The organism is Lysobacter sp. Root667, from assembly GCF_001427715.1.
Taxonomy (GTDB): domain Bacteria; phylum Pseudomonadota; class Gammaproteobacteria; order Xanthomonadales; family Xanthomonadaceae; genus Lysobacter.
The window spans coordinates 530396-542325 of the sequence record NZ_LMHF01000001.1; the positions used below are offsets into that span (position 1 = coordinate 530396).

An 11930-nucleotide genomic window follows, 5' to 3' on the forward strand; every position below is an offset into this window, starting at 1 on the left:
CGCTGTGCATTCAAGACCGGCCCCTTGCCCGGAAGGGCGGGCCGCGTCGTCCCTATCCGAATCGTCGGGTAGCGACGATCGACGCCTGTCGCCAGGCGAATCGCAACATCATGGAGAAAGGATCATGGAAAGAGCAATGGACAAGCCCATCGGACGCGTACGGATAACGCCGCAACGACGAGGCAATAAAGTCATCACCTGGGTCGCCTGCGGTCTGTTCGCCGCGATGCTGCCGCTGGGCGCGATGGCCCAGACGCAACTGGCGCCGCTGATCAACGAGAACGCGCCCAAGCGCATACCGGGCCAGTACATCGTGGTCTTCAAACAAGGAGTGGCCAAGGCCACCGTGCAGTCGTCGCAGGAACGCGTACGCCTGCTCGGCGGCAAGATCGGCTATACCTACAGCGCCGCGCTGCGCGGCTTCAGCGCGACCCTGCCGGACAACGCCGTGCGCAGCCTGCGCGAGCGGCCCGACGTCGCCTACATCGAAGTCGACCAGGTGGGCGATCTCAACGTCGTCCAGAACAATCCGCCGGCCGGCCTGGACCGCACCAGCGAACGCCTGCTGCCGCTAGACCTGCGCTACACCTACAGCGAAACCGGCAACAACGTGCACGTGTACGTGATCGACACCGGCATCCGCCCGACCCACAACGAAATGGTCGGCCGCGTCTCCGGCGGCACCAACACCATGAACCTCGCCGCCGGCACCGGCGACTGCCACGGTCACGGCACCCACGTCGCCGGCACCATCGGCGGCACCACCTTCGGCATCGCCAAACAAGCGCTGCTGCATCCGGTGCGCGCCGGCGACTGCGCCAACACCTACCTGGCGCCGGTCATCGCGGCGGTGGATTGGGTGACGGCCAATCGCGTGCTGCCCGCGGTCGCCAACCTCAGCTCCGGCTTCTCGCCCAGCCCGACCCTGGACACCGCGATCGCCAACTCGGTCGCCTCCGGCGTCACCTACGCCGTCGCCGCCGGCAACAACAACGGCGACGCCTGCAACATCTCGCCGGCACGCGCACCCGCGGCCATCACGGTGGGTGCTATCAACCCGACCAACGACACCCGCGCCAGCTTCTCCAACTGGGGCACCTGCGTCGACCTGTTCGCACCGGGCGTGAACACCTTGTCGGCGGGCATCGCCAACGACGCCGCGACCATGGTCATGTCGGGCACCTCGATGGCGTCGCCGCACGTGGCCGGCGTGGCCGCGCGCTACCTGCAGATCCACCCGGCAGCGACGCCGGCGGCGGTCTGGGCCGCGATCCACAACGCCGACAACACCGCCGCCACGCCGCTGTGGCCCGGCGTCATCAACCCCGGCGCCGGTTCGCCGAACGAGCAACTGCACTACGGCTCGCTCAACGACGGCTTCAACGACGGCGACCCACACATCACCACCGTCAACGGCCTGCACTACGACTTCCAGCCCGGCGGTGAGTTCGTCGCCCTGCTCGGCAACATGGGCATGGAAGTCCAGACCCGCCAGACCGTCGTCCCCAGCGCGCCGTGGGTCAGCGTCAACACCGCCATCGCCGCGCGCGTGGGCAGCTACCGCGTCACCTGGGTGCCCAACCTCAGCGGCGTGCCGGACCCCAGCGGCCTGCAGCTGCGCGTCAACGGCGCGCTGGTCAGTCCCGGCCCGGGCGGCATCGCCCTCGGCGTCGGCGGCCGCGTCAGCAAGTACGGCAGCGACGGCCTCCAGATCGACTTCCCCGACGGCACCACGCTGATCGCCACCTCCAACTGGTGGTCCAACCAGAGCCAGTGGTACATCAACGTTCGTGCGTACCACACGCCCGCCACCGAAGGCATCATGGGCGTGCTGACGGCCAACGAATGGAACCGTCCGGGCTTCGTCGATTCGTGGCGCGTCACCGACAAGACCTCGTTGTTCGACTACGCCAAGGAAGACTCGACCGGCAACTACCGCAAGGATCCCTTCCCGGAAGACAAGATCCCGCCGATGAAGCCCGAAAACGTCGAGCTGGCGCGCCGCGTCTGCGAACCGCTGCAAGACCGCCAGATCCGCGGCGATTGCGAGTTCGACGTCGGCACCACCGGCGATGAAATCTTCGCCAAGAGCGCCCAGGTCAGCCAGGACGTGCAACTGGGCGGCACCAAGACCTCGCTGGGCGCCAACAGCAAGGGCGACAGCCTGATCCTGACCGCCACCGTCGCGCGTCTGGCCCGCGGCCAGGAAGTGCCCACCGGCGGCGTGCGCCTGCTGATCGACGGCAAGGACATCGCCGAGGGCGTCAGGCTGGACAAGGCCGGTCGCGCCAGCTGGTCCGTGTCGGCCGACGCCATCGCCGGCCAGCGCGTGGTCGCCGAGTACGTGCCCGCCAAGGACAGCCCGTTCCTGGCCAGCACCAGCGGCGCCCTGGAATACGGCCGCGACCCCAAGCGCGCCAGCGACCCGCTGGCCGATCCGGCGTATCGGCGCTTGTCGAAGTAAACCGATGAAACAGCCCGGCTGCAGTTGCGCCGGGTGAGGTAACTCCGCAGTCACGGGGACGCCCGGGCATCGCCGACCCAATCGGTGGTGCCCGGGCATTTGCGTTGAAGGGGGTCGATATTCCGACGGGGCAGCGCCTGCCGCCCACCGCCTGACCGCACCCCGAAACCGGGCGTATGATGGCCCGGCCCGCTGCGAACGGACCCGGGGGCAAACGGAGTCCGCCGGCAGGCGCAGTACGCATGAAACGCCGATCCACCCTTCAGGGAGGAAGTGGAATGCTCAAGCGATTCGTGGAGTTCTTCCGCAACGACCCGCCGCCGGCCCAACCGCCCGCGCCCGGCGTGCCGCAACAACCGCAACAGGCGCAGCCCCATCAGGCCGCCGTGCCGCCGGTGCAGGCCGCGCCGCCACCCGCCGCTGCCGCGTTGTCGTTCGACCACGCCGACCCGCGCTTCGCGCTGGATGCCGCCGGTCAGCAAAAATTGAAAGCGCTCAGCGAGAACGAACGCCAGGACCTGGTGGCCGCGCTCAAGCAACCGCAGGACTACATCAACGCCAGCGGCATGACCCTGCAGCAGCTGATGGACCTGCCGGACAAAGACCGGCCGGACCTGCTGCAGGCCAGCCAGCGCTTCGGCACGCTCCAGCAGGACGACCGCGCCGCCATCCTGCAGTCGCTCAACGACCCGCACAGCTTCACCAGCCTGGCCGGCATGGACGTGCGCGACATCATGCGGTTCCCCGACAAAGAGCGGCCCATGCTGGTGAAGCAAAGCAACGACTTCTCCGCCAAGACCCACGACAAATGGGGCGCCGGCCAACGCACCGACCAAGAGGCCCAAGCGCTCGGCGATCAGCTATTTAGCAAGAACATGCTGCACATGTACGGCACCATAGGCTTCAGCAACCAAGTCCCCTTGAACGAAACCGCGCGTTATCAATACGCCTTCGTCAACGCGTTGCAGCAGGGATTCCAAGTGCCGGACCTGCCGCCGGACCTCGATCTGTCGAAGGTGGGCAGGCGCGAAGCCGAACCCCTGCGCGTGGCCCTGCGCGAGAGCCCCGTCAAACAGTTCGTGCAGACCGCGCAAACCTTCGGCACCAACCTGGGCGTGGAGCAGACCATGGTCGGCCGCGGCGTGGACACCACCGAGCAGCAAAGAACACAAGCGCCGGAGCAGCAGAAGCCCATAGCGGCCCCCAGCCACGCCAAATAGCGCGGCGCGTGACCGCCCGTTTCGTTTCGTCCAGTTCAGGCGTCAGCCAAAAGGAGCGACCGATGCGACGTCTTACCCTCGGTGCGGCATTGCTCGCGTGCTCCGCCATCGCGCACGCCTACGACTGGCCGCTCACCATCCCCAGCGATACCCAGGCCCAGCACTACATCCTGGAAATCGGCGGCACCTGGCCCGGCCGCACCGCCATCACCCGGCGCACCAGCGCCAGCGGCACGCACTACGCCAAGCGTTTCTACGACTGCCTCAACCACACCGTGAAGTTCTTGGGCGCCGGCGCCACGTTGGACGCCATGGCGCAGTCGAAGCCCGACGAGGACATGGCGCCGGTGGCGCCGGGGTCGGTGGCGGATTATGTGGGGAGGGAGGCGTGTAAGCGGTGACGATTCACCCCTAACCGAAGCGGAGTATCGTTCCTGGAAACCCGATGGGGTGGGTTTGGGGAATCATGGGGATGCAAGCGGTTATTCAATAGGTGACGACAACAGATCCAAGGGGGAGCTATGTCGTGGAAAACTGTCGCGGTACTTAGCGCGCTTGCGCTGTCGGGGTGCGTAACCACCAACACCAACTATCGCCCGGTTGCGATCGACATCAGCGAGCCTCCGCTGGGGCAAGTGGTTAGCGCCGAAGTGGGCGGAACCATGCTGAAGCAGGGGCGTTACACCGAGCATGACGCCATCTTCCTACCCGGTACCGTGAAGGTAGGCGTGATCGGCACCTAAACGTTCTCGCGCGGCTATTACGTCCGCGAAGGCGAAGACGCAAAGAACGAGTTCTATCACCCCGAACCGGGTCCGGAAGGCGGCCGGGTGGACAAAGGGGCTTTGACCGACCCCTACAAGACTCTGCTCGTGCAGAAGTCGGACGGCATGCTCTGCGGCGTTTCCGTGTTCAACGCCAGAGTGTGCGAGCGGAATGTCCCTTTCGAAAGATTGAAGCGCCCCGCGCTCACGGCCGACGGATTCCAGCAGACGCTGCTGTACAGCGGGCGCATCGGCAACAAGATCAACATCTCGTATCGAGAGTTCTCGAACAACATGGCTCGGCCGGCCTTCAATAACGATGTCGAGTACGACTTGGGCGAGTCGATGGTGATTGGCTACAAGGGCGCTGAGATTGAGATCGTCGAGGCGACCAATCGACTAATTAAGTATCGGGTTATACGAAACTTCAATCAGGCGTTGCGGTGATTTCCGGTTCGTGGTGCCGTGGATCAGGTTTTGGCTCCCAAGCCTAAGGGCTTGATTTACCCCAAAATGGGTTATCCGGCTTCATGGTTTAGGCTCGATCCGACCTAACCCGAACGGAGTCGGCGATGCCCAGAACCACCGCGTACAAATCCCATCCGGCCAACGTCAGGCAGGCCGATGCCACGCTCTACGAAGCCGAGGTGTTGGTGCGGCAACACGCCCGCAGCCTCGGCGTCTCCGTCGCCTACTTCTACGCCGACAACGACCTGCTGGCCGAGGCGATCCTGGCGTTCGGTTTGCTGACCGACCCGGAGCGGCGGCAGGCGCTGCGCGATATGAAGGCCAAACTGGGTTACGACCCGGACGATGACGGCGGCGGGAGCAAGCGGGGCAGGGCAGGCAAGGCGCGCTGACCTGACGCAACGCCTCGGCGGCCTTGCCGAAGGGCTCGCCCGCCTTCGCGTAGGGCGGCGAGTGCTTCGCGTAGGTCTTTCCTGCGTTAGCGAAGGCGCCGGCGGGCTTCCGGAAGGGGGCGCGACGATTCGCGTAGGGCTTAGACGGCTTCGCGAAAGACTTCATGGGATTCACGAAGGGCTTCAACGCTTTCGCGAAGAACTCCGTCGGCTTCACCAATGCCTTGGTCGCTTTCGCGAAGGGCTACACCGGCTTCACGAAAGACCTCATCGCTTTCCGGAAGGTACGCGGGGCCTTCCCGAAGCCGTTCGACTCCGCTCGCGAAGGGCTGGATCGTTATCGGGAAGGCGATCCGGCCCATCCGGAAGCACTTCATCCTGATCCGGAAGGACTCAATCGCCTTATGGAATGTCTTTTTTAATTACCGATGGTGCTTTTTGGCACACCGCGATCGGCAGCGGCGCCACCGCCGCAACTATGGTTTGCGATGTCGGGCGCCTCCGGCCTGCCGGCACACTTAAAGCAGGTTCGAAGCTTGGGCGCGGCACTTGACGGCGCAGTCGGCGCTCCTTGAAGCTGGCCCTACGTCGCCCCGGGACCTTTCCCGCGCGCGGCGACGTAAGGAACCGCTGCAGGCCAAGGGGGGCGCATGGCAGTGAGGCACATAGGACGTGCGGGGCGACCGGCCATCAGCCGCTGGCATTGCCGTTGCTACCCATCGACCGATGTACGGCCGGCGCTCGCCGCCTTTCATCGTCGTCTGCCTTCCGCGATCCGGGCCGAGGCCCGCATTTCCGACCACGCGCAGCCGTAAGCCGCTCGCTTGCGGCGCGGTCGCCGGCTGTCATACGACATCGCAATACTCAGTGCATTGCTGCAACCAGACACCAAGGAGAAGGTATGGAGTTGGCAGGAAGGGGGCGCAACGGCGCTCAGATGAGCACCGCCCTCGTGGGTCTGGCTGCGAAGTGCTTGCTTCTGTTCGGGATGGCCCTGCCTGCCATGGCGCAGGAAAGCGAACACCCTTGGCGGATCGCCGGGGACAACGTCGACTACCCGACCCAGCGCGACGCCGAGTTGGCGATCCAGCAGTTCGGCGGTGCGTACGCGCACGTGAAGTACGTCCGCGACCTCGCCATCAGCAAGAACGAGATCAAGGCCACGTACTGGATGGGCCGGGAGGCTTCCGTTGTCCGGGATTGGAAGTACCTGGAATGGATCAATGGCGGCTTCTTCACTTTCGCTACCGAGGCCGAGCTGATCGCCGCCATGGTGGCGAATGCCGACAATCAAAGTGCCGCCAATGGCTGCTCGGTGGGCACCACCGTTACCCAAGGCGCGTGGACACCTGTGAATTCCTGGGATGACGGCATCGCGCGCCAGGAGATGAAAAAAGTGACGCTGGTGTATCGCGCCGACTCGGCGCTAGGCGGCCATTGCGCCCTGATCACGAGCAACAACTTCCCGACGCGGCTGCGCGATCGCTGTTCCAACGACTACCTGACCTGGCAAAGCAGCAGCAATACCTGCAGCAACAACTCCTACGAGGTGGTGCTGCTGTCGGAGCCATTGGCGTGCTCCGCCTGCGGCCTGGTCGGCAACCCCATCGATCTGACGACCGGCGATAAGTTTCAGCAGGAGCAGGATATCGCGCTGGGTTGGTTCACCTTCCAGCGCAGCTACCACTCGGCCGCAGCCAATGTGTCGGGTGGGTTTGGTCCGGGCTGGACACACAACCACGATGTGAAACTCACCTTCGACGGCTCGACTCTCAGCGGGATGCTCAAGCCGGATGGGTCGCACGTCGCCTTCGAAAGCGTTGGTTCGGCTTATGAGGCCGTCGATGACAGCGGCGACCGCGCCGTGCAAGACGGCAACGGCAACTGGTCGCTGCATCAGGCCGGCCAGATCCTTGTGTTCAAAACCACGGGGCGGCTGATCGAAGCGCGTTATCCGGACGGCACCATGCTGTCCTATGTCTACGACACGATTTCGCGCCTTGCTTCGATCGCGCATTCCAGTGGTCGTGTCGTGACGTTTCAGTATGAGAACGGCGGTGGCGAAGCGCCTATCGTCTCGCTCACGTCGTCCGGTCAGGTGCTCGCCGCGTATACCTACAACGCCCAGGGGCAGGTCGAAAGCGCGATTTACCCGGGCGGTGCTGCTCGCATCTATCACTATGGGGACAGCCGTTTCCCGCGTCATCTCACCGGAGTCACGCGAGAGGATAATCAGCGCTACAGCACCTTTGCCTACGACGCCTCTGGGCGTGCCATTTCAAGTCAGCATGCCGGAGGGGCAGGTAATGTTGGCCTTGCCTACTCGTCTACAGGCGGCGCAACGGTTACCGGAGCGCTGGGCAACACCACCGCGTTTGCGCTGACAGCCCCGGAAGGAAGCGGAGTGCCACGGAAAGTTTCGGGCTTGTCTGACAGTCGCGGACCGATCGACCGGACCTACTACCCCGAGTCCACCGACTTCCGCCGCCGCCTCGACACCGTCACCGACCGCAACGGCACGGTGACCAAGCACGAGTATGCCGAGCTCACCGACACACCGTCCGGCCTGACGGTGCGCAAGCACACGGTCACCGAAGCCCAGGGCACGGCGCAGGCGCGCACCACCGAACAGCGGCATGAGCTGGCGACCAACCGCGTGCTGATGACGTTGGTCGGCAACCGCGAAACCCGCATCACCCGCAACGCGCGCCAGCAACCGACCGCGGTCACGGTGCGCGACACCAGCAACAACGCCACCCGCACCACGGCCTACGCCTACTGCGAGGCGGCCGACGTCGCCGCCAGCAACAGCACTTGCCCGCTGCTGGGCCTGCTGAAGTCCATCGACGGCCCGCGCACCGACCTCAGCGACGTCACCACCTACGCCTACTACCCCAGCGACGACGCCGGCTGCGCGTCCGCGCCCACGACCTGCCCGCACCGCAAGGGCGACCTGTGGAAGACCACCAACGCGCTGGGGCAGGTCNTACTACCCCAGCGACGACGCCGGCTGCGCGTCCGCGCCCACGACCTGCCCGCACCGCAAGGGCGACCTGTGGAAGACCACCAACGCGCTGGGGCAGGTCACCGAAGTGCTGCAGTACGACGCCCAGGGCCGTGTGCTGTCGGTCAAGGACATGTCCGACGTCGTCACCGACTACGAGTACCACCCGCGCGGCTGGCTGACCGCCACCAAGGTCCGCGGCCCCAACGCCGGCAGCGAGACGGATGACCGGATCACCTCCGCGATCTACGAGCCCACCGGCCTGGTCCAGCGCCTGACCCAGCCCGACGGCCGCTATGTCGTGTTCACCTACGACGCCGCCCAGCGCCTGACCGACGTCGCCGACAACGCCGGCAACACCATTCACTACACCCTGGACGTCGCCGGCAACCGCACCCAGGAAGAAACCAAGGACAGCGGCGCCGTGCTGCGCCGCCAGCTCGGCCGCGCCTTCAACAGCCTGGGCGAGCAGACCCAGCAGCTGGACGCCGGCAACCACATCACCGGCACCACCTACGATGCCGACGGCAACCCCAACTTGGTCACCGACCCGCTCAGCCGTGTGGTCGACCACGACTTCGACCCGCTCAACCGCGTCTCGCGCACCGTCCAGGACCCGGGCGGCATCGCCGCCGAAACCCTGTACCAGTACGACGCCCTGGATCAGGTCACCCAGGTCACCGATCCCAAGGGTTTGAACACCGGCTACGCCTACAACGGCTTCGGCGACGTCACCGCGCTTACCAGCCCCGACACCGGCCTGACCCAGTACGGCTACGACAGCGCCGGCAACCTCGACAGCCGCCTCGACGCCAACGACAGCCAGGCGCACACCTACGACTACGACGCGCTCAATCGGCTGACCTCGGTGTCGATGCTGGCCACCAGCGGCGGCAACGACATCGTTTACCTGTACGACATCATCAACACCGGCTGCGGTGGCCAGCCGTCGTTCTCGCAGGGCCGTTTGACCCGAATGACCAAACATTCCGGCGCCACGCTGAACTACTGCTACGACCGCTTCGGCCAAGTCGAAACCAAGATGCAGATCGTCGGCGGCCGCTTCTTCATGGTGAACTACAGCTACACCGCCGCAGGCGACCTGAAGACGGTGAACTACCCCGACGGCGCTGTGGTCGACTACGTGCGCAACGCCCAGGGCCGCATTACCGAGGTCGGCGTCACGCCGAACGGCGGCAGCCGCACCGTGCTGCTTAACCAGGCCGGCTACGCCCCGTTCGGCCCCGTGGTCGGCTGGACCTACGGCAACGGCCGCAGCCTGTCGCGTAGCCACGACTTGGACTACCGCGTCCAGACGATCCAGGACAACGCCAGCGGCGGCCTGTCGCTGCATTACGGCTACGACCACGCCGGTCAGTTGACCGAACTCAAGGACGGCCTGCAAAGCGCGTTTCTGTCGCGCTACGACTACGACAACCTCGGCCGCCTGACCATCCTGCGCGACGGCCCGAGTAGTACGCCGATCGAGACCTACACCTACGACGCCACCGGCAACCGCACCAGCCTGCTGCACGGCGGCATCACTACCGCGTTCACGTATCCCGGCAGCAGTCATCGCCTGAGCTCGGCCGGCGGCATCGCACGCACCTATGACGGCGTCGGCAACACCACCAACATCGGCGGCGCGGCCAAGCAGTACGACTACGGCGAAGACGACCGCATGCGCAGCGTCCAGCAGGGCGGCGCCATCGTGCGCAGCTACACCTACAACGCCCTGGGCGAGCGTGTGGTATCGACCATCCCGGGCACGACCGGCAACCCCGACGGCAGCGGCGGCACGCCGGAGGTCCGCACCTACACCGTCTACGACGAGTCCGGCCGCTGGCTGGGCGACTACGACCACAACGGCGCCGTCCTGCAACAAGCGATCTGGCTGGACGATCTACCGGTCGGCCTGCTGGCTGGCGCCGGCGCCAACCAGAAACTGCACTACATCGAGCCCGACCACCTGGGCAGCCCACGTGCCGTCATCGACCGCACCCGCGACGTCGCCATCTGGACCTGGGCCCTACAGGGCGAAGCCTTCGGCAACAGCCCGCCGAATCAGGATCCCGATCTGGATAGCACGAACTTCGTGTTCGACATGCGGTTCCCGGGTCAGCGGTATGACGCGGCGACGGGGCTGAACTACAACTACTTCCGGGATTACGATGCGGGGAGTGGGCGGTATGTGCAAAGCGATCCAATCGGACTACGGGGTGGCATAAATACATTTTCCTACGCAGGCAATTCTTCCTTGAGTTCCATGGATCCATTCGGTCTTGCCACGCAGTATGGCATCGGTCCTTCAGGCACCATCGCTTTACTGCCGGCGGGGGGCGGAGCTGGTCTTAACGTCGGTCTGTCTGTGCCAAACGACTGGACAAAATGGCGGTGCTACCAGCTTTTCGCAGGTGGCCAGCTAAATGGCATGTTGGGAGCCGGAGGATTTGCGGGATATGGGTTGTCTACGACCCGCTCTACCTCTCAAGGTCCATTGGATACCATGTTCGGAGGCGTATATCGGTATCAGGAGGCAGACATTGGATGGGAAGCGTCCGTTGGGGCCAGTCAGCAGGGCAGCGAGAACCTGATTAAATCGGGGGATGGGCCGCTCGATTGGCTTAAACGACTATTCGACCGTAAGGGCTGGGACCAAGACGTTGTATCGAGCCGCTCGGTCACCCCCATGCCGAAGATTGGGCTAGGATACGGCTTGTGGGTAGGCTTGGGATACACGACTGGCGGCGGCTTTGCCACACCAACCATCGGTGATGCCTGTGAATGCAAGGAGTAGCAAATGACTACACCAATGCAAGCCTATCGTCGGCTTGTACTCAACTTGATACGAGCCTTGGCTCTTATACTTGTGCTTGTTGCCAGTTTGATCTTGGTGCTCGCTGTTTTCAGCGTCGTGGTAGGAAATGGAGATTACAGTATGTCTGCCATACCTTTGCTGATTTTGCTTATCTTACTGGCGGTTGGCGTCTGGAAAGTCTCGAATGTTGGCTTGCGCGCATTGCCGAGGCCTGAAGCGCCCAAGGTTTCGTAGACAAGCGTCAGCCGCTTAGTGCGCACTGTCTTTCAAGCTTTACCCGCTAAATGAGGACACCCACATTTCGGCCCTGCGGTCGGCTGGGTCTACGGCAATGGCCGCACCCTGTCGCGCAGCCTCGACCTGGACTACCGTGCCCAGACGATCCAGGACAACGCCAGCGGCGGCCTGTCGCTGCACTACGGCTATGACGCCGCCGGCCAGCTGACCGAGTTGAAGGACGGACTGCAGAGCGCYTTCCTGGCCCGTTACGACTACGACAACCTGGGCCGCCTGACCATCCTGCGCGACGGCCCCAGCGCGGTGCCGATTGAAACCTACGCCTACGACGCCACMGGCAACCGCACCAGYCTGCTGCACGGCGGCGTAACTACCAGTTACACCTACCCGTCCAGCAGCCATCAGCTCAGCGCTATGGGGRGTGCCGCGCGCAGCTACGATGCTGCGGGCAATACCACGGGCATGAATGGCAAGACCTTCATCTACGGCCGTCTCAACCGTCTAACCCAGATCGACGTCGGCGGGCTAACCCAGGCGGTTTATCAGTACAACGGCTTCGGCGA

At 64.6% G+C, this 11930-nt stretch carries 11 protein-coding genes; all 11 read left to right on the top strand.

Translation table 11 applies throughout. From position 1 onward, the window contains the following. The first annotated feature begins 136 nt into the window (after positions 1-136). Entirely contained in the window at positions 137-2464 is a 2328-nt protein-coding gene (locus ASD78_RS20425) for a S8 family serine peptidase (protein WP_056098096.1), read from the top strand. A gap of 278 nt (positions 2465-2742) precedes the next feature. Beyond that, complete coding sequence (locus ASD78_RS02300) at positions 2743-3684, top strand: hypothetical protein (RefSeq protein WP_056098098.1); 942 nt, start codon at positions 2743-2745, stop codon at positions 3682-3684. A 62-nt stretch (positions 3685-3746) separates the two neighbouring features. Further along, positions 3747-4085 carry a hypothetical protein gene (locus tag ASD78_RS02305; protein WP_056098101.1) on the top strand — a complete coding sequence of 113 codons (339 nt, stop codon included), beginning with the start codon at positions 3747-3749 and terminating at the stop codon, positions 4083-4085. Positions 4086-4205: 120 nt separating this feature from the next. Further along, entirely contained in the window at positions 4206-4427 is a 222-nt protein-coding gene (locus ASD78_RS02310) for a hypothetical protein (protein WP_056098104.1), read from the top strand. Positions 4428-4529: 102 nt separating this feature from the next. Further along, positions 4530-4895, top strand: a complete 366-nt coding sequence (locus ASD78_RS02315) for a hypothetical protein (RefSeq protein ID WP_156087535.1) — start codon at positions 4530-4532, stop codon at positions 4893-4895. Between the two features lie 125 nt (positions 4896-5020). Continuing rightward, the gene (locus ASD78_RS02320) at positions 5021-5308 is read left to right on the top strand and encodes a hypothetical protein (RefSeq protein WP_056098110.1); all 288 of its coding nucleotides are present in this window, start codon (positions 5021-5023) and stop codon (positions 5306-5308) included. A gap of 164 nt (positions 5309-5472) precedes the next feature. Further along, positions 5473-5730 carry a hypothetical protein gene (locus tag ASD78_RS02325; RefSeq protein WP_056098112.1) on the top strand — a complete coding sequence of 86 codons (258 nt, stop codon included), beginning with the start codon at positions 5473-5475 and terminating at the stop codon, positions 5728-5730. Between the two features lie 515 nt (positions 5731-6245). Continuing rightward, positions 6246-8294: DUF6531 domain-containing protein (locus ASD78_RS21350; protein ID WP_235566422.1), on the top strand; the 2049-nt coding region annotated here is incomplete at its 3' end. A gap of 151 nt (positions 8295-8445) precedes the next feature. Beyond that, positions 8446-11109 (top strand): RHS repeat-associated core domain-containing protein, encoded by a 2664-nt coding sequence (locus ASD78_RS02335; protein ID WP_235566428.1) that lies wholly within the window; start codon positions 8446-8448, stop codon positions 11107-11109. A 3-nt stretch (positions 11110-11112) separates the two neighbouring features. Continuing rightward, positions 11113-11364, top strand: a complete 252-nt coding sequence (locus tag ASD78_RS20430; protein ID WP_156087536.1) for a hypothetical protein — start codon at positions 11113-11115, stop codon at positions 11362-11364. 216 nt (positions 11365-11580) lie between these two features. Further along, positions 11581-11930, top strand: a 350-nt coding sequence (locus tag ASD78_RS02340; protein ID WP_056098118.1) for a hypothetical protein, incomplete at its 3' end; no start/stop codon positions are given.

Coding starts and splice junctions, on each gene's coding strand:
- ASD78_RS20425 (WP_056098096.1), top strand. CDS start 137: ATGGACAAGCCCATCGGACGCGTACGGATAACGCCGCAACGACGAGGC.
- ASD78_RS02300 (WP_056098098.1), top strand. CDS start 2,743: ATGCTCAAGCGATTCGTGGAGTTCTTCCGCAACGACCCGCCGCCGGCC.
- ASD78_RS02305 (WP_056098101.1), top strand. CDS start 3,747: ATGCGACGTCTTACCCTCGGTGCGGCATTGCTCGCGTGCTCCGCCATC.
- ASD78_RS02310 (WP_056098104.1), top strand. CDS start 4,206: ATGTCGTGGAAAACTGTCGCGGTACTTAGCGCGCTTGCGCTGTCGGGG.
- ASD78_RS02320 (WP_056098110.1), top strand. CDS start 5,021: ATGCCCAGAACCACCGCGTACAAATCCCATCCGGCCAACGTCAGGCAG.
- ASD78_RS02325 (WP_056098112.1), top strand. CDS start 5,473: ATGGGATTCACGAAGGGCTTCAACGCTTTCGCGAAGAACTCCGTCGGC.
- ASD78_RS02335 (WP_235566428.1), top strand. CDS start 8,446: ATGTCCGACGTCGTCACCGACTACGAGTACCACCCGCGCGGCTGGCTG.
- ASD78_RS20430 (WP_156087536.1), top strand. CDS start 11,113: ATGACTACACCAATGCAAGCCTATCGTCGGCTTGTACTCAACTTGATA.